General features: G+C 60.0%; 17 protein-coding genes, 1 pseudogene and 1 riboswitch. Of the genes and pseudogenes, 9 read left to right on the plus strand and 9 right to left on the minus strand.

The annotated features are described in order from the left end of the window. Positions 1 to 363: 363 nt before the first annotated feature. Complete coding sequence (locus tag LOY36_RS04275; protein WP_019651165.1) at positions 364 to 597, minus strand: hypothetical protein; 234 nt, start codon at positions 595 to 597, stop codon at positions 364 to 366. A gap of 185 nt (positions 598 to 782) precedes the next feature. On the opposite strand from LOY36_RS04275, the gene LOY36_RS04280 reads away from it, so the two are divergent. After that, the gene (locus tag LOY36_RS04280) at positions 783 to 1,367 is read left to right on the plus strand and encodes a YajG family lipoprotein (RefSeq protein WP_007939787.1); all 585 of its coding nucleotides are present in this window, start codon (positions 783 to 785) and stop codon (positions 1,365 to 1,367) included. A 79-nt stretch (positions 1,368 to 1,446) separates the two neighbouring features. Here the strand turns inward: LOY36_RS04280 and LOY36_RS04285 are convergent, their stop codons facing one another. Continuing rightward, positions 1,447 to 1,653: a hypothetical protein gene (locus LOY36_RS04285; RefSeq protein ID WP_018929592.1), complete on the minus strand. Its 207-nt coding sequence runs from the start codon at positions 1,651 to 1,653 to the stop codon at positions 1,447 to 1,449. 194 nt (positions 1,654 to 1,847) lie between these two features. Here LOY36_RS04285 and LOY36_RS04290 point away from each other — a divergent pair, with 194 nt between their 5' ends. Then, on the plus strand, positions 1,848 to 2,126 hold the full coding sequence (locus tag LOY36_RS04290; protein ID WP_007939791.1) for a hypothetical protein: 279 nt from the start codon (positions 1,848 to 1,850) through the stop codon (positions 2,124 to 2,126). A gap of 232 nt (positions 2,127 to 2,358) precedes the next feature. On the opposite strand, the gene LOY36_RS04295 is transcribed toward LOY36_RS04290, so the two are convergent. Continuing rightward, positions 2,359 to 3,525, minus strand: a complete 1,167-nt coding sequence (locus LOY36_RS04295; RefSeq protein WP_033047169.1) for a 1-acyl-sn-glycerol-3-phosphate acyltransferase — start codon at positions 3,523 to 3,525, stop codon at positions 2,359 to 2,361. Positions 3,526 to 3,663: 138 nt separating this feature from the next. Here LOY36_RS04295 and LOY36_RS04300 point away from each other — a divergent pair, with 138 nt between their 5' ends. The 3 genes from LOY36_RS04300 to LOY36_RS04310 are packed head-to-tail and all read left to right on the plus strand — an operon-like array spanning position 3,664 to position 4,778. Beyond that, complete coding sequence (locus LOY36_RS04300) at positions 3,664 to 3,846, plus strand: CPXCG motif-containing cysteine-rich protein (RefSeq protein WP_018929594.1); 183 nt, start codon at positions 3,664 to 3,666, stop codon at positions 3,844 to 3,846. A 12-nt stretch (positions 3,847 to 3,858) separates the two neighbouring features. Further along, positions 3,859 to 4,119: a putative signal transducing protein gene (locus LOY36_RS04305; RefSeq protein ID WP_007939795.1), complete on the plus strand. Its 261-nt coding sequence runs from the start codon at positions 3,859 to 3,861 to the stop codon at positions 4,117 to 4,119. 35 nt (positions 4,120 to 4,154) lie between these two features. Beyond that, on the plus strand, positions 4,155 to 4,778 hold the full coding sequence (locus LOY36_RS04310) for an SOS response-associated peptidase (protein WP_007939796.1): 624 nt from the start codon (positions 4,155 to 4,157) through the stop codon (positions 4,776 to 4,778). A 22-nt stretch (positions 4,779 to 4,800) separates the two neighbouring features. Here LOY36_RS04310 and LOY36_RS29090 read toward each other — a convergent pair whose 3' ends face one another. Together LOY36_RS29090 and LOY36_RS29095 are read right to left on the minus strand one after the other, a co-directional pair. Continuing rightward, the gene (locus LOY36_RS29090; protein ID WP_370695251.1) at positions 4,801 to 5,643 is read right to left on the minus strand and encodes a methyl-accepting chemotaxis protein; all 843 of its coding nucleotides are present in this window, start codon (positions 5,641 to 5,643) and stop codon (positions 4,801 to 4,803) included. A 12-nt stretch (positions 5,644 to 5,655) separates the two neighbouring features. Continuing rightward, positions 5,656 to 6,942, minus strand: a pseudogene (locus tag LOY36_RS29095) (HAMP domain-containing protein); the annotation flags it as partial. A 275-nt stretch (positions 6,943 to 7,217) separates the two neighbouring features. On the opposite strand from LOY36_RS29095, the gene LOY36_RS04320 reads away from it, so the two are divergent. Further along, positions 7,218 to 8,036 carry a M48 family metallopeptidase gene (locus tag LOY36_RS04320; protein ID WP_018929596.1) on the plus strand — a complete coding sequence of 273 codons (819 nt, stop codon included), beginning with the start codon at positions 7,218 to 7,220 and terminating at the stop codon, positions 8,034 to 8,036. A gap of 129 nt (positions 8,037 to 8,165) precedes the next feature. Here LOY36_RS04320 and LOY36_RS04325 read toward each other — a convergent pair whose 3' ends face one another. From LOY36_RS04325 to LOY36_RS04335, 3 genes are all read right to left on the minus strand, one after another. Then, entirely contained in the window at positions 8,166 to 8,750 is a 585-nt protein-coding gene (locus LOY36_RS04325) for a TMEM165/GDT1 family protein (protein ID WP_026286682.1), read from the minus strand. Between the two features lie 92 nt (positions 8,751 to 8,842). Next, positions 8,843 to 8,965, minus strand: a riboswitch (yybP-ykoY riboswitch). Positions 8,966 to 9,017: 52 nt separating this feature from the next. After that, a complete protein-coding gene (locus LOY36_RS04330; RefSeq protein WP_019651167.1) occupies positions 9,018 to 10,016 on the minus strand; it encodes a class I SAM-dependent methyltransferase in 999 nt (332 codons plus the stop codon). A gap of 33 nt (positions 10,017 to 10,049) precedes the next feature. After that, positions 10,050 to 11,015 carry a 2-hydroxyacid dehydrogenase gene (locus tag LOY36_RS04335; protein WP_204125520.1) on the minus strand — a complete coding sequence of 322 codons (966 nt, stop codon included), beginning with the start codon at positions 11,013 to 11,015 and terminating at the stop codon, positions 10,050 to 10,052. A 290-nt stretch (positions 11,016 to 11,305) separates the two neighbouring features. Between LOY36_RS04335 and LOY36_RS04340 the strand changes: the two genes are divergently transcribed. Further along, on the plus strand, positions 11,306 to 11,935 hold the full coding sequence (locus tag LOY36_RS04340) for a LysE family translocator (RefSeq protein ID WP_019582369.1): 630 nt from the start codon (positions 11,306 to 11,308) through the stop codon (positions 11,933 to 11,935). 13 nt (positions 11,936 to 11,948) lie between these two features. Here LOY36_RS04340 and LOY36_RS04345 read toward each other — a convergent pair whose 3' ends face one another. Beyond that, positions 11,949 to 12,719 carry a helix-turn-helix domain-containing protein gene (locus LOY36_RS04345; RefSeq protein ID WP_019651169.1) on the minus strand — a complete coding sequence of 257 codons (771 nt, stop codon included), beginning with the start codon at positions 12,717 to 12,719 and terminating at the stop codon, positions 11,949 to 11,951. An 84-nt stretch (positions 12,720 to 12,803) separates the two neighbouring features. On the opposite strand from LOY36_RS04345, the gene LOY36_RS04350 reads away from it, so the two are divergent. Both LOY36_RS04350 and LOY36_RS04355 read left to right on the plus strand, forming a co-directional pair. Further along, on the plus strand, positions 12,804 to 13,988 hold the full coding sequence (locus tag LOY36_RS04350) for an MFS transporter (protein ID WP_258672383.1): 1,185 nt from the start codon (positions 12,804 to 12,806) through the stop codon (positions 13,986 to 13,988). Between the two features lie 147 nt (positions 13,989 to 14,135). After that, entirely contained in the window at positions 14,136 to 15,818 is a 1,683-nt protein-coding gene (locus LOY36_RS04355) for a fatty acid--CoA ligase (RefSeq protein WP_019651171.1), read from the plus strand. The last annotated feature ends 161 nt before the right edge of the window (positions 15,819 to 15,979 follow it).

Below are 15,979 nucleotides of genomic sequence, written 5' to 3' on the forward strand. Positions count from 1 at the left end.
TTTTTCACGCTCTTTTGAAGACGTGAACCTCAAAAAAGGGCTGTCCCAGCCTGGCACCGCGCCCGGATGGATTGCCGCCATGGGGTGCATGGGCGGCAAAAACGGGCAAACAGCTCAGTGACCGAGCGTTATGACAGCTCTGCAGATTCGCGAAAAGTGGGGGTTTTGCTTGAGAAACAGCAAGCGCGCCAGCTTCACTCGATCTGTGTGGGCGGCTCTCTGTGGGCGGTTCGGGGTGTCAATACCGAGGCATTGAACGATGCTGCGAGGCCCGATCAGGAGACGTCCTTATAATCGGGGGGAGATTGTAACGAAGAAACGCAGGGAAATGGTCGTGTTTAATGACTTTTATTAGGCGTCCGGTCAGGTGGTCAGCAGTTGCTGCGCACGTGCACGTGGTTGGTGCTGGCTGACAAGGGCGCTGGCGGGCAGGGGATGGTGCAGCCAGTTGAGGCGAATTTCTTCGATTTCGACCCAGCCATCGCCCATAGGCTGGAGGCTGCACTGCTTGAAGGCCTGGCAGTGGCCATTGCGGTCGAGCAGGGCGAAGCTGCGGTGCAGCGGGCGTGGCGCGAACAGCGAGATGAGAAAACGCATGGCAACGTACCTACTGGGATGACTGCCATAAAGGTTGCCAGCGGGCGGTGACAAAGGTGTGACAGGAACCGCGCTGCGCCGGGTTTGTCAGAGATTTCAGTAATCGTTGCGCGAAGCTAGTTCGCCGCAGTGGCGCACCGCTATACTGCGGGCATTGTTAGTTGCCTGATTCTGGAGAGAAGAGCATGTTGCAACGCCTGTTGTTCGGTTTGATCACTGTGACCAGTTTGACCCTCGTCGGCTGCGCCCACAGCCCGCAACAACTGAACCCGGAACCCAAGCTGACGGCTCAGCTGGCGCCGATCGGCCACGGTCAGCCGGTGGTGGTGCGTGTGGTGGATGGTCGTCCATCGCCAACCCTGGGGACCCGTGGCGGTCTGTACCCGGAGACCAGTGCGATCACGGTGCAGGGCGCGCAGATTCTGCCGAAGCTGCAGGCTCAGGCTGAAGCAGCCGTGCGGTTGCTGGGCTTCACGCCGACGGCCAATGCGCTGAATGCGCCGCAATTGACGGTGACCCTGGCCGAGCTGAAGTATCAGTCGCCCAAAGAAGGTTTGTATGTGACTGAAGCAACAATTGGCGCGACGTTCCGTTCCGATGTGCAGAATGCCAACCGTCGTTACAGCGGTCGCTACGGCGCGTCGCTGGATCAGCGTTTTGGCATGGCGCCGAATCAGGAAACCAATACCAAGCTGGTCAGTGATGTGCTGAGTGATGCGTTGACCCGCTTGTTCAAGGACCCGACGATTGGTCAGGTGCTTGGCGAGTAACGGTTTGTAGCTTGTTTAAAGAACCCGGCGCCAGTGATGGCGCCGGGTTTTTTTGTGCCTGCCGTTCCAGCAAGGGAAATCAAGCCGCTTGCGAATAGAAGTCCAGAACACTCACCCCGGTCAGCAAATCCGTCTCCGGCAAATCCGCATGTTGATGCCCGCCCAACGCGCAATACACCAGCCAATGCCGGTCCTGTACATTGAAGGCGAGGCTGCCGACTAAGGTTTGTTGTTCGTCGCTTTGGGCAATGAGGTAAAGACGATCCTGGTTTTCGGCGTGGAGCATGACGCGGTCCGTGTCGGTTTCGAGGGGCGACAGACTGGCGGATTCAGATGACGGCGCCGTGACACAGGACAGCTATCGGTCAAATGGTTTCGTTATTTGTCGGAAAGCCGGGGCAGGCCGGAGCGCTTTCGGTAGAATTCGCGCCGCGGTCGTCGGTTGGGCGTCTGCCACACTGGTTCTGCCTGAGGTTTGTGATGTCGCTGCAATTGATTTCGCTCTTTACCGCTCATCCCGCCAAACTGATCAACCTGCTGGCCTTGCTGTTCGCCTGCCCGGGCGGCTGGTTGCTGCACGCCACCCGTCGTCGTGAACAGCGCGCGATGGCCAGTATCGAAGCCCAGCGCCAGAGCCGGCCCAGCGAAGAGCCGACGCTCGATTGGGCGACCTTGCGCATGAACCGGTTTTTCTATCGCTTCGGTTTTGCCTGCCTTGGGATGGCGCTGCTGGTGTCGTGGGTCAGTACTCGGGTCTGAAGTCCTGACACAAGACCCTGTGGCGAGGGAGCTTGCTCCCGCTCGGCTGCGCAGCAGTCGTAAAGCCTATGCTCGCAGTGTGTCTGATACAGTGGGGATGGCTGCATTTGGGGCCGCTTCGCAGCCCAGCGGGAGCAAGCTCCCTCGCCACAGTTACAGTGACTGACTGACCTGCTGCATCAAGACAAAAAAACGGCGCCCGAGGGCGCCGTTGTCGTATCCAGCCATTACCCTAAAGAGGTAACCCGGCCTTGACCCGATACTGATTACGCACCGGCATCGCATATTGCAGCACCAGGAACGGGCGATGTTCCTCAGGGCAAGCTTCCAGCCGACGCTGCCATTCTTCCTGAGCCTTGGCCAGTTCATCTGCCGCAAACAGCTCGGCCGCTTTCGGCACCTGCAATTGCGGGTCGGCGTCTTTCCACTGCGCATACGCCAGGTAATGCACCGGGAATAACCGGTAACCGCCCAGAATCTGCCTGTCCATTTCGATCGCCAATTGCTTGGTGTCTTCGAACAGTTCGGTGATCGGCGCGGCGAAGTTCACGTGGACCCGGCCTTTGTAACCGGTGATGCCCTTGGCGATGCTCACGTCATCCTCGCCCGGCGCCTTGGTGTAGGTGCCGGTAGTGGCGCGAATGTACAGCTCGCGGGCCTTGGCCTGGTCGCAGGGGTCGTACTCGTAGCTGATCGACACCGGGGTGAGGTTCAGCGAGCGGATGACTTCGCCGAACGGCTCGTCCTTGCGGCTCATGTGGAACATCTTGAGGATCGCCGACTCGGTGCGGTCGTCGCCGTCCTTGGCCCGGCCTTCAGCCTGAGCAATCCAGATCGAGGCGCAATCGTTGCGGATCGAGTGATTGATGTAGGCCGACAACAATTGATACGCCGCCATTTTCTCGCGTCGACCGGTGATCGAACGGTGCACGATGAAGCTCTTGTTCAGGCGCATCAGGTCGCTGACAAAAGGCTTCTGCAGCAGGTTATCGCCAATGGCGATGCGTGGGGTCGGCAGGCCGGCGTGGTACACGGCGTAGTTGACGAAGGCCGGGTCCATCACGATGTCGCGGTGGTTGGCGATGAACAGGTAGGCACTGCCGGACTTGAATTGCTCCACGCCGGTGTAGGTCACCCCGTCCGTGGCGCGCTCGATGGTGTGGTCGACGTAAAACTCGACTTTGTCCTGCAACGTGGCCACCGACGTGACGTCGGCGAACTCACGGCGCAGCCGATGCGCTATAAGAGGTTTGAGCATCCAGCCGAATGCACCGGCAAAACGCGGGAAGCGGAAGTGGGTGAGGATATCTAGAAACGCCTTGTCGCCGAGCAGCCGTGCCAGCACCGCTGGGACTTCGCTGTCGTCGTAAGGTCGGATGGCATCGAATTCGCCCATCATGCTCTCTTGTTAGAAACGGCTAGGGTAAGTAAAGGTATTGATCGAAAACCAACGGGGCACGGTCTGAAAGGTAGTCAGACAAAAATAGCCCTGCAAATAGACCGGCGATTATACGCACAAGTCACCTGGGAGACCGCGATGCTGGAAACTGCGCAGTATGAATGTCCGTATTGCGGTGAAGAAGTCGAGGCTGTTCTGGATTTGTCTGGCGGTGATCAGACCTATATCGAGGACTGTCCGGTGTGTTGTCGTCCCATTACCTTTGTCTTGCAGGTTCACGGCGAGGAATGGCATCTCGACGTCTACAGCGAAAACGAATGAAGGGGTTCGCCCATGCAGCGTATCTACGAGCCGGAAAACCTGATGGAAGGCGAATTGCTGTTGAGCATGCTGGCCAGTGAAGGCATCGAGGCGCATCTGGTGGGCCGGGATTTGATCGGCGGTACCGGGGAATTGCCGATATTCGGCCTGCTGGGTGTATCGGTCGATAACGACCAGGCGCAATACGCGCGGGAACTGATCGCCGCGTACAATGCCGCGCTGCCGCTGTCCGGCGATGAACCGGACAGCTTTCCCGGCACGCTGGTCTGTTAGGCTGACGTTCGTTTGATCAAGAGTCGTATTGCCCCATGTGTGGACGTTATGCCCTGTTTCGCTGGAACCCCGCCTTCGCAGCCCTGCCCGGATTTCCCGCCGATCAGCAGGCCCAGTGGAATATTTCTCCCAACGATTCGGTGTTGATGCTGCGTGCCGGTGCAGACGGGCAGCGTGAGTTGGCCCGCGCCCGCTGGGGCCTGACGCCGCCGTGGCTGACCGACCTGTCGCGCACACCGGCCCATGCCCGTGCCGAAACCGTTGCCGAACAGCCGATGTTTCGCGAAGCCTTGCGCCTGCGCCGTTGTCTGCTGCCGGCCAATGGTTTTTACGAGTGGCGCGGCACTACGCGCAAACGTCCGTACTGGCTGACGCCGGGGGAGGGCTCGACGCTGTACTTCGCGGCGATCTGGGAGGCGTATCCAGTACAAGAGCAGGTATGGCTGAGTACGGCGGTGATCACCCAACCTGCTTCGAGTCAGCGTCGGCCGTTGATACTCGATGCAGCGGGGCAGGAAGCCTGGCTCAATCCTGAAACCCCGCTACATGCCTTGCAGGCGTTGCTGGCCAGCGAACCCGCGGCGCTGCGCGAGCGGGTGCTGGCGAACATGGTGAATGATCCGAAGCTCAATGGGCCGGAGTGTTTGACCCCGGGCTAAGTGATGCCTTGGCTTTTTAGCCCTAAACCTTGAACTGATTGATCAACCGCCGCTGCTGTTCCGCCAACTTGGTCAAATCCGCACTCGCTGCGCTCGATTCATCCGCACCGCCAGCCACTTCATTGGCTACTTGCCCGATGTTGATCACGTTGCGGTTGATGTCATCGGCCACCGCGCTCTGTTCTTCGGCGGCGCTGGCGATCTGGGTGTTCATGTCGTTGATCACCGACACCGCTTGGGTAATGGTTTCCAGCGCTTCGGCCGCTTTCGCCGCGTGCTGCACGCTTTCATCGGTGCGGTTCTGACTGTCTTCCATGACCCGCACCACATCGCGGGTGCCTTGTTGCAGTTGCTGGATCATGGTCTGGATTTCTTCCGTGGCCTTCTGGGTTTTCTGCGCCAGGTTGCGCACTTCATCGGCCACCACCGCAAATCCTCGACCCTGTTCACCGGCGCGCGCCGCTTCGATGGCCGCGTTCAAGGCCAGCAGGTTGGTCTGCTCGGCGATGCCGCGAATGGCCGTCAGGATCGCGTTGATGTTTTCGCTGTCCTTGGCCAGGGTCTGCACCACGCCGACGGCTTTGCCGATTTCGATGGCCAGCACACCAATCGAATTCGACGTATCCCGGACGATTTGCATGCCTTGCGCCGCCGCCTGATCCGCATGACTGGCAGCTTGCGCGGCCTGGGTGGCGTTGCGCGCCACATCCTGGGCGGTGGCGGTCATTTCGTGTACGGCGGTGGCGACCTGATCGATCTCGGCCATTTGTTTGTGCACACCGATGTTGGTGCGAATGGCGATGTCCGCGGTATGTTCCGACGAGTCGCTGACGCTCTGCACCGATGTCACCACTTGAGTAATCATCGCCTGCAACTTGGCCAGGAAGGTGTTGAAGCCCTTCGCGATCGAACCCAGTTCGTCGCTGCGGTCGCTGGTCAGGCGGCGGGTCAGGTCGCCTTCGCCCTGGGCGATGTCATCGAGCATGGTCACCATCTGCTTCAGCGGCCGGGCAATGCCGTGGCCCACCAGCCAGATCACCAACAAACCAATGCCGGCGATCAGCAGGCCGACCATGGCCATGCCAAAGGTGTCGGACTTGCGCTGTGCGTCCAGGTCACCCTGAAGTTTTTGCAGGTCGGCCATCACCGCGTTCAGCGGCAGTTGCAGCATCAAGGTCCAGCGGGCGTCGGTCTGGCCGATGCCGAAGGGCAGGTACAACTCGATCCGGCCCTGGGCCTTGTCGACGGTGTAAGTCACTTCGCCGCGCTTGAGATTGGCCATGTTGGCAATCTGTTTGCTGTCGAGGATGTCGCTGACTTTTTCGCCGAATTTGCTCGGGTCTTTGGTGTAGGCGACGATCCGGCCATTACCGCCGATCAGGGCCATTTCCCCGGCGCCGCTGTACAGTTTCTGATTCGCCCCCAGGAGCATTTCCTGGATGAAGTTCACCGACAGGTCAGCGCCGACGATGCCCTGGAACGCGCCGTTGAGCATGATCGGTTCAATGAAGGAAGCGAGCATGACGATCTTGTCGCCGACCTTGTAGGGCGCCGGATCGATCACGCAGGATTTTTTGGTTTCCTTGGAACACAGGTAGTACTCGCTGGCGCGCACGCCGGTGGACAGGGTTTTCTGGTCGTCGACGTCCACCAGTTTGTCCAGGCCCAGGCTGCCGTCTTCGTTACGGAACCACCATGGCAGGAAACGCCCGTTACTGGCGTCGATGCCGACTACTTTGGTGTCGACGTAGGCCGCATCGTTGTGGTCGAGGGCGTTTTTTTCCCACCCAATGTAGGTACCGAGAATTTTCGGGTTCCGGGCGACGTTTTCCTTGATCAGGCTGATCAGTTGCTCGCGGCTAAGGCTCAGTTGCGGCTGGCCGTCGGCGCCCGGTGTGCCGATCAATGCGTTGACCCGCACCAGACCGCCGGCAATCAGCAGCGGCGCTTCGAGTTCGCGCTGGATCTGGCTGACCTGGGTTTGCGCCAGCGACGTCAGGCGCTGTTCGATGACTTGCTCGAACTGCGCCTGAGTCCGTTGCTGGACCATGTCTTGGGTCCGGGCGCCGGAAAACAGCGCGTACAGCACCAGGGCTGCGACAACGCTGAGCACAATGGCGCCGGCCAGGGCGGCAACGGAAAACTGGATCGACTTGAATTTCATGGGTGCTCCGCACGCAAGAGGACGTCTGCAGAGCTGTATCGGCACTGGGGCGGTGGGGCATGAGCCAGGTGTAACGAACTGGCTGTTTTAGAGTGCTGGATGTCGTAAATGAATCATTTGCTGGCCGTGATCAGCCGCGGCGGACGCTGTTGTGTGAATTTTTTCCTACGGTGACCGGGGCTTTGTCTGAAATGTACGTGCTACACGTCCGTTGTATCTAGCGCCGATACAAATCCCCACCTAGGATACGCGGCATGTTTCCAGGGAGCTTCTTGATGAGTAAGACATTGGTTTTGTGTGCACTGAGTGCAAGTCTGCTGCTTGCCGGTTGTCAGTCGGTCAACACCACCAGCGGTGGCGCCGTGGGCGTTGAGCGCACGCAATACATGTTCAGTATGTTGTCGACCTCCGAGGTCAACCAGATGTACGCCCAGTCTTATCAACAGACCATCGGGGAGGCGAGCACCAAAGGCGTGCTGGATAAATCCAGTAACAATGCGAAGCGCGTCCAGGCCATCTCCAATCGCCTGATTGCCCAGGCACCGGTGTTCCGTCCGGATTCGGCCCAGTGGCAATGGGAAGTGAACCTGATCAAGAGCGACGAGCTGAATGCCTCCTGCGGGCCTGGCGGCAAGATCATTTTCTACAGCGGGCTGATCGACACCCTGCAACTCACTGATGACGAAATCGCCGCCATCATTGGCCATGAAATCGCTCACGCCTTGCGCGAGCACAGCCGTGAAGCGATGTCCAGGGCTTACGGTCTCGAAATGGCCAAGCAGGGCGCCGGTGCGTTGCTCGGTCTGGGGCAGGACAGCCTGGCTCTGGCGGACACCGTGGCCAAATACGGCATGACCTTGCCCAACAGTCGCGAGAACGAAAACGAAGCTGACTTGATCGGTCTCGAACTGGCCGCCCGCGCCGGTTACAACCCGAACTCTGCGATCACCCTGTGGAACAAAATGAGCAAGGCCTCGGAAGGCGCGCCGCCAGAGTTCTTGAGCACTCACCCGGCGTCGGCCAGTCGGATTGCGTCGTTGCAGGCGGCGATTCCTAAAGTCATGCCGTTGTACGAGAAAGCCAGGAAATCCTGAGTAAGTGATCGTTCCCACGCTCTGCGTGGGAATGCAGCCATGGGCGCTCCGCGTCCGCTTTAACGTCGTGACGCGGAGCGTCACCGGATGCATTCCCACGCCGAGCGTGGGAACGATCGGGTTGTTGTGTCAAACCCAGCCACTGCTCTGCATCGCCTTGTACACCGCGACAATCGCCAGGATGAAGAACGCCGAGGCTGCCAGGCGGCGGATCAGGGTCAGAGGCAGTTTTTCCGCGGCAAAATTACCCGCCAGTACCACCGGCACGTTGGCAATCAACATCCCGGCGGTGGTGCCGAGGATCACCAACCACAAATCCGGGTATTGCGCGGCGAGCATCACGGTCGCGACCTGAGTCTTGTCGCCCATCTCCGCGAGGAAGAACGCAATCAGCGTGGTCAGGAACGGTCCGAACTTGCGGGCGGTGCTGGCTTCGTCTTCGTCCATCTTGTCCGGCACCAGGGTCCACAACGCGGTGGCGGCGAAGCTCGCGGCGAGGATCCAGTGCAGCGTCGCATTCGAGAAGAAACTGCCGAACCAGGCGCCTACCGCACCGGCCGCCGCGTGGTTGGCCAGGGTCGCGGCGACGATGCCGGCAATGATCGGCCAGGGTTTGCGAAAGCGTGCCGCGAGAATGAGCGCGAGCAGTTGCGTCTTGTCGCCGATTTCGGCCAAGGCAACGATTGCGGTGGGAACGAGTAGAGAGTCCAGCATCATCAGGGTTTTCCTAAGGGGCGGGTCGACACGGCTATGACACGTACAGCCTTCCCGCCCCGGGTAAGGTGTTCGTGTCATAGGTCTTGTCAAACCCTGCGATCCGTCTGATGCGGACGCGTGGGTCGCATACGCCATGGTCTGAGGACCAAGTATGTTGACGTATGCCGGACGAGCATGGCGCTCGTGGGAGACTACTCCCCTAGGACGGAGCGGATTCTGCCTAGGCAAATCCGATTGGGCAAGCCCTCTTTTGCAAAAGCGTTTTTAGCCGCGCTTGGCCCGGTAGATTCGGAAACCCTGGCCTTCAGCCTTGATTGCACACACGCCCAAGTGCTCTTCGATCAGTGGCTGATACTTCAGGAAGCTATTCGCTACCAAGCGCAGTTCGCCGCCGTTTTTCAGATGTTTAGCCGCTTTTCGCAGCAAGTTCTCTGTGGCGAAGTAGTCGGTGTGTACGCCGACATGGAACGGTGGATTACTCAGAATCGCGCTCAAGCCCATGGGCGCTGCGTCGATGCCGTCACCGGTCAGCACTTCCGCTTCCAGACCGTTGGCGGCCAGGGTCAGGCGACTGCTGGCGGCGGCAAATGCGTCGACATCGAGCAAGGTGACCTGGTTGTGCGGATAACGCCGCTTGACCGCAGCCCCCAGCACGCCTGCGCCGCAACCGAAGTCCAGCAAGTGGCCGCCAGGCAGTTTGTCCAGATGCTCCAGCAACAGGGCGCTGCCGCGATCCAGTCGACCGTGGCTGAACACGCCCGGCAGGCTGATGACTTTCAACGGCCCTTCGGCCAATGGCAGTTCATAGGTCTGGGCCAGGCTTTCCAGCGACTTGGCTTCTGGCGCATTGGCCACGGTGACCTGCCAGAGCTGGCAATGCCGTGCGCTGTCGAGCTTGCGTGGTTTGCCGAAGGGGTTCAACTGCTTGGCCGCGCCTTCGATGCCGCTGCGTTTTTCGCCGACCAGATACAACTCACGACCGGCCAGACGAGAGGCGAGGGCGTTGAGGATATAGTCGGTCAGGTCCTTGGACTTGGGCAGAAACACCACGGCGCTGTCGAATTCGCGCTCGGGCGCATTCACGCCAAAATGGCTGCGCCCGGCGAAACGGGCGTCCAGTGCTGCTTGATCACCGGCGTGCCAGCACCAGCCGTGGGCATCGGGCAAGCGACCCAGCAAGTCGTCGGCGGGCAAACCGGCCAGCAATACCGAACCCTGGAACAACTCGGCCTGACGAAGCAGTACTTCACTGCGCGGATCCATACTCTGCTCCTTGAAAAAAAGTGCCGCAGTTTATCAACTGACGACCCGCAGCGCTTTACCGCTGAAATAAGCCTGAGCGTTTTCCGTCAACTGGCCAACGATTCGCTGCCGTGCCTCGCGGCTGCCCCAAGCGTTGTGCGGGGTGACGATCAGCCGTGGAATGTCCTGGGCCAGCAGCGGGTTGCCCGCAGTCGGTGGTTCGACACTCAACACGTCGGTGGCCGCGCCGCCCAAGTGGCCGTTGCGCAGGGCGTCGGCCAATGCTTGTTCGTCGATCAAGCCGCCGCGCGCGGTGTTGACCACGAAAGCACCGGGCTTCATCGAGGCCAGTTCACGGGCACCGATGAAGTGTCGGGTGTGTTCGTTGAGCGGGCAATGCAAGGTCAGGGCGTCGATTTGCGGCAGCAGTTCGTCCAGCGGCAAGCGATCCGGGCGGGCAGGGCGGCCCGGAATCTGCCCCAACAAGACGCGCATGCCGAACGCTTCGGCCAGCCGCGCGACGGCACCGCCCAGCTCACCGTGTCCGAGCAAACCGAGGGTTTTGCCTTCGAGTTCGACGATCGGGTAATCCAGCAGGCAGAACTGTTTCGCCTGTTGCCAGCGACCTTCGGCGACGGCTTTTTGATAGTCGCCCAGGCGCGTCGCCAGGTTCAGTAACAACATGATCGTGTGCTGAGCCACCGACGGCGTGCCGTAGCCCTGGCAATTGCAAACAGTGATTCCGTGGGCGCGGGCTGCAGCAAGGTCGACGTTGTTGGTGCCGGTGGCGGTAATCAGGATCAGCTTCAACTCGGGGCTGGCCGCCATGGCCGCCGCATCAATCAGGATTTTATTGGTGATGGCGACAGTGGCGCCTTTGAGGCGTTCGATCACCTGCGCAGGCGTGGTCTGGGCGAACAGCTGCAAGTCGCTGAAGCACTCGCGTAGTGGGCTGAGGTCGAGATCGCCGAGGTCCAGGGACGGATGGTCGAGGAAAACGGCGCGGCGAGAGTTCGTCATCAACTGTACCTTTTGTGCATTGAACTGAAGGCGTAATCTGCCGAGCCTACCAGATGAATGTAGTGCCTGGTCTGGCACAAAACCTGTGGCGAGGGAGCTTGCTCCCGCTCGGCTGCGAAGCAGTCGCAAACCGGATAACGCGGTATGCCTGACAATACTCGGTCGCCTGGGTTAGGGCCGCTGCGCAACCCAGCGGGAGCAAGCTCCCTCGCCACAGATATGAAACGTGGCAAATAGGTGAGGTTTGCCTCGAAGATTTTTATTGATCGACCTGCCCAAAAGGAGCCCCCATGTACTGGACAGAATTCTTGACCGTTGCGCTGATTCACCTGCTGGCTGTTGCAAGCCCCGGCCCGGATTTCGCCGTGGTGGTGCGAGAGAGCGTGACTCACGGTCGCCGTGCCGGGACCTGGACGGCGTTGGGCGTTGGCTCGGCGATTTTCCTGCACGTCGGTTATTCGCTGCTGGGGATCGGGCTGATCGTGTCTCAGTCGATCGTGCTGTTCAACGCCTTGAAATGGGCCGCTGCCGCGTACCTGCTGTACATCGGCTACAAGGCCCTGCGCGCGCAACCGGCCAAACCTGCGGCTGACGATCTGCACCAGGAAGCGGGTGAGCGCACCGCGCGGGGCGCCTTCACTGCGGGGTTCGTGACCAATGGCCTGAACCCGAAAGCCACGCTGTTTTTCCTGTCGCTGTTCACCGTGGTGATCAACCCGCACACGCCGTTGGCGGTACAGGCCGGTTACGGGATCTATCTGGCAGCGGCAACGGCGCTCTGGTTTTGCCTGGTAGCGATGTTGTTCAGTCAACAACGCGTGCGCGCCGGTTTCGCCCGCATGGGCCACTGGTTCGACCGGACGATGGGCGCGGTGCTGATCGCCATCGGCGTGAAACTCGCGTTCACCGAGATGCATTGACAGTGCTGAGCGTCTATGGGGGATTGAGTTCGCTCAATTTGTTCAGCGCGTTCAGGTATTCCCGAGGGTTTTCCCCGAGCAAACGGCGAAACATTGCGCTGAACGCCCGAGCACTGCCGTAGCCCAGATCGCGCGCCACGCTCTGCACGCTTTCCCCGGCGAGCAGACGCGGCAGTGCTTCCATCAGGCGCAGTTGCTGGCGCCAGGCATTGAAATTCATCTTCAGTTGCTGCTGGAACAGCCGCGCCAAGGTTCGAGAACTGGCGCCGACCTGTTGCGCCCAGTCTTCCAGGGTGTTGGAGTGATTCGGTGCGCGCAGCAGCGCCATGCAGATGCCCTGCAGGCGTCGGTCCTCGGGCATTTGAATGTGTAGCGGAAGGTTTTCCAGGCTGGCGATCTCTTCCAGCATCAGCTTCTGAATCAATGAGTTTTCCGCGTGTCGCGGACCTTGCACCGCGCGCAGGATCAGCTCGCGCAGCAGCGGCGTGACGGCCAGCACGCAGCACTGCTGCAGCGTTGGCGGCGACAGTTCGGGGGCAATGAACAGCGAACGCATGCGCACCTCGCCCGACATGAAAATTTCATGCGCCACCAATGGTGGAATCCACACGGCTCGGGTTGGTGGAATGACCCAGGCACCTTGCGCAGTGACCACTCGCATGGTGCCGCAAACGGCGTACAGCAACTGAGCTTCGCGGTGTTGATGCAGTTCCTGGTGAGCACCATCCACGTAGTCTCGCGGATAGGCGCTGACCGGCCCGTGCAGGAAATGGCTGATTAACATGTCAGATCCAATGACTTTGTTGTCAGGATTACTCTTTTTCGCCAACTTAGCATAAGCCGCTCACTACAACGTAAGCGTGCCGCGATGAACCAGTCCAGAAATGTCCTCCGCTATATCAACGCAGCCCATGTGATCGATCACATGTTCATGCTGATTTTCCCTGCCGCCGTTCTCGGCATGACCCAGGCCTTCGCGCAGGACTACGCCGTGCTGATCGGCCTGTCTCTCGGTGGTTTTATTGCCTTTGGCGCCTGTTCGCTGCCGGCCGGCTGGCTGGGGGATCGCTGGAGCCGACGGAAAATGATGCTGGTGTTTTTTTTCGGCATTGGCGCTTCGGCGATCTTTACCGGCGTGAGCAGCAGCGCACCGATGCTGGTACTCGGCCTGACGCTGATCGGTATTTTCGCCGCGATCTATCACCCGGTGGGCACCGCGATGCTGGTGGCTTACGCGCAGAACCGGGGCCGTGAAATCGGTATCAACGGCATGTGGGGCAACCTTGGCGTGGCGTTTTCGGCGCTGATCACCGGGTTGCTGGTGGCGCAACTCGGCTGGCGTTCGGCGTTCGTTTTGCCTGGCGTGGTGGCGATTGGGCTGGGCATCGGTTTCGCGTTTCAGGTGCGCGAAGAACCGATCCCCAAGCGTGCGCACACACCGCTCAAAGATGCGGCTGGCCAGCGGATTTCCATGGTCATGGTGTTCGGCGTACTGGCCTTGGCCACCGCGACCGGCGGTGTGGTGTTCAACGCCACGACCATGACCTATCCGAAATTGTTTGAGGAACGCCTGCACGATTTGTTTACTTCACCGCAAATCCTTGGCGTCGTGGTCAGCCTGGCGTATGCCTTCGGCGCCGTGGCGCAGTTGAGCATCGGCCGGGTCTTGCATCGTTTCAGTTTGAAATGGCCGTTCATAGTGTTGACGCTGTGCCAGGCGCCACTGTTGTTCGGGTTGGCCTATGTCGACGGCTGGGCCGTGATCGTGCTGGGTGCGGCGTTCATGTTCGTGGTGTTTGGCCAGGTCACGGTGAATGATGCGATGGTCGCCAACTTTGTCGCGCCGCAATGGCAATCCCGAGTCTTCGCGCTGCGTTACTGTTTATCGTTCGGTGCCAGTGCTACCGCGATTCCGCTGATTTCGTTCGTCGAACCGCGCCAAGGTTTTGTAGGCCTTTACCTGATATTGGCGAGTATTGCGGCGTTGACCTTCGTGGCTGCAATGGTTTTCCCCCGGACACCAGCCGAGGCTGGCGTAGGAAAAATGGCGTAACGGTTGACGAACTCTCGCAAATGCTGGCGCAAAGCTAGCATTTGTACGGCTCTGCAAATCATACCTTTGGCTGATTTGGCTGGCGTTCAAGGCCTCTAGAGTGCTTAGCTTTAGCAGCCAAGACTGTGCAGTCAAAAAGGGACTCTTATGTTGCAGACTCGCGTTATTCCTCCAGCCGAGGGCGCTTACCAGTATCCGTTGTTGATTAAACGGCTGCTGATGTCCGGCGCCCGTTACGAAAAAACTCGGGAGATCATCTATCGCGATCAGTTGCGCTACAGCTATCCGACCCTGATCGAGCGGGTCGCACGGCTCGCCAATGTGCTGACAGAAGCCGGCGTGAAGGCCGGGGATACCGTGGCGGTAATGGACTGGGACAGCCATCGCTACCTGGAGTGCATGTTCGCTATCCCGATGATCGGCGCGGTGATCCACACCATCAACGTGCGGCTGTCGCCAGAACAGATTCTTTACACCATGAACCACGCCGAGGACCGCTTTGTGCTGGTCAACAGCGAGTTCGTCGGGTTGTACAAGGCAATTGCGGGGCACCTGACCACGGTGGAGAAAACCCTGCTGCTGACCGACTTGCCGGAAAAGACTGCCGAGTTGCCGAACCTTGTCGGCGAGTACGAGCAACTGCTGGCCGCGGCGAGCCCGCAGTACGACTTCCAGGACTTCGACGAAAACTCGGTGGCCACCACGTTCTACACCACTGGCACCACCGGTAACCCCAAAGGCGTGTATTTCACCCATCGGCAACTGGTCCTGCATACCATGGGCGTGTCGACCATCATGGGCGCCATCGACAGCGTGCGGCTGTTGGGCACCAACGACGTGTACATGCCGATCACCCCGATGTTCCATGTGCACGCCTGGGGCTTGCCGTATGTGGCGACCATGCTCGGGCTCAAGCAGGTTTATCCGGGCCGTTACGACCCCGAGTATCTGGTGGAGCTGTGGCGCAAGGAGAAGGTGAGCTTTTCCCACTGCGTGCCGACCATCCTGCAAATGGTCCTCAATGCCAAGGCGGCGCAAAACGTCGATTTCGGTGGCTGGAAAATCGTCATCGGCGGCAGTGCGCTCAACCATGCGCTGTACGACGCCGCCAAGGCCAAGGGCATCCAATTGACCGCCGCTTACGGCATGTCGGAAACCGGGCCATTGGTATCCTGCGCTCACCTCAACGATGAGCTGATGGCTGGCACCGAAGACGAACGCACCACCTACCGGATCAAGGCGGGTGTGCCGGGGCCGTTGGTTGAGGCGGCAATCGTCGACACCGAGGGCAACTTCCTGCCAGCCGATGGCGAAACCCAGGGCGAACTGGTGCTGCGTGCGCCGTGGCTCACCGAGGGTTACTTCAACGAGCCGCAAAAAGGCGCCGAGCTCTGGGCCGGGGGCTGGCTGCACACCGGCGACGTGGCAACCCTGGACAGCATGGGCGTGATCGACATCCGTGACCGGATCAAGGATGTGATCAAGACCGGTGGCGAGTGGATCTCTTCCCTGGACCTGGAAGACTTGATCAGTCGCCACCCTGCGGTACGCGAGGTAGCAGTGGTGGGCATCGCCGATCCACAGTGGGGCGAGCGCCCATTTGCGCTGCTGGTGGTTCGCGAAGGGCATCAGATCGGGGCCAGGGAACTCAAGGAGCACCTCAAGCCGTACGTTGAACAGGGGCACCTGAGCAAGTGGGCTATCCCGAGTCAGATCGCCGTTGTTACTGAAATTCCCAAGACCAGCGTCGGCAAGCTCGACAAGAAGCGTATCCGCGTCGACATCACCGAATGGCAGGCCAACAACAGCACCTTCCTCTCGACGCTTTAAGCGTCATCTGGCGTGCCCGAAAGGGCACGCCAGAGCCACCAAGCAAGCGCTTGGCTTGTGAAATCCGAATTTTCAGCCATCCTTGCCGTGCCGACATATGTCGGACTGGCGAAAGGACTGTTCCAGAGTGGCCGGCAGCGCAAATCACACTTTAGAGGGAT

The sequence above is a fragment of the Pseudomonas sp. B21-019 genome, from assembly GCF_024749225.1.
GTDB lineage: Bacteria > Pseudomonadota > Gammaproteobacteria > Pseudomonadales > Pseudomonadaceae > Aquipseudomonas.

Bases quoted from the DNA above. Each gene is read 5' to 3' on its own strand.
- LOY36_RS04275 (WP_019651165.1), bottom strand. From the start codon at position 597: ATGCGTTTTCTCATCTCGCTGTTCGCGCCACGCCCGCTGCACCGCAGC.
- LOY36_RS04280 (WP_007939787.1), top strand. From the start codon at position 783: ATGTTGCAACGCCTGTTGTTCGGTTTGATCACTGTGACCAGTTTGACC.
- LOY36_RS04285 (WP_018929592.1), bottom strand. From the start codon at position 1,653: ATGCTCCACGCCGAAAACCAGGATCGTCTTTACCTCATTGCCCAAAGC.
- LOY36_RS04290 (WP_007939791.1), top strand. From the start codon at position 1,848: ATGTCGCTGCAATTGATTTCGCTCTTTACCGCTCATCCCGCCAAACTG.
- LOY36_RS04295 (WP_033047169.1), bottom strand. From the start codon at position 3,525: ATGATGGGCGAATTCGATGCCATCCGACCTTACGACGACAGCGAAGTC.
- LOY36_RS04300 (WP_018929594.1), top strand. From the start codon at position 3,664: ATGCTGGAAACTGCGCAGTATGAATGTCCGTATTGCGGTGAAGAAGTC.
- LOY36_RS04305 (WP_007939795.1), top strand. From the start codon at position 3,859: ATGCAGCGTATCTACGAGCCGGAAAACCTGATGGAAGGCGAATTGCTG.
- LOY36_RS04310 (WP_007939796.1), top strand. From the start codon at position 4,155: ATGTGTGGACGTTATGCCCTGTTTCGCTGGAACCCCGCCTTCGCAGCC.
- LOY36_RS29090 (WP_370695251.1), bottom strand. From the start codon at position 5,643: ATGATTACTCAAGTGGTGACATCGGTGCAGAGCGTCAGCGACTCGTCG.
- LOY36_RS04320 (WP_018929596.1), top strand. From the start codon at position 7,218: ATGAGTAAGACATTGGTTTTGTGTGCACTGAGTGCAAGTCTGCTGCTT.
- LOY36_RS04325 (WP_026286682.1), bottom strand. From the start codon at position 8,750: ATGCTGGACTCTCTACTCGTTCCCACCGCAATCGTTGCCTTGGCCGAA.
- LOY36_RS04330 (WP_019651167.1), bottom strand. From the start codon at position 10,016: ATGGATCCGCGCAGTGAAGTACTGCTTCGTCAGGCCGAGTTGTTCCAG.
- LOY36_RS04335 (WP_204125520.1), bottom strand. From the start codon at position 11,015: ATGACGAACTCTCGCCGCGCCGTTTTCCTCGACCATCCGTCCCTGGAC.
- LOY36_RS04340 (WP_019582369.1), top strand. From the start codon at position 11,306: ATGTACTGGACAGAATTCTTGACCGTTGCGCTGATTCACCTGCTGGCT.
- LOY36_RS04345 (WP_019651169.1), bottom strand. From the start codon at position 12,719: ATGTTAATCAGCCATTTCCTGCACGGGCCGGTCAGCGCCTATCCGCGA.
- LOY36_RS04350 (WP_258672383.1), top strand. From the start codon at position 12,804: ATGAACCAGTCCAGAAATGTCCTCCGCTATATCAACGCAGCCCATGTG.
- LOY36_RS04355 (WP_019651171.1), top strand. From the start codon at position 14,136: ATGTTGCAGACTCGCGTTATTCCTCCAGCCGAGGGCGCTTACCAGTAT.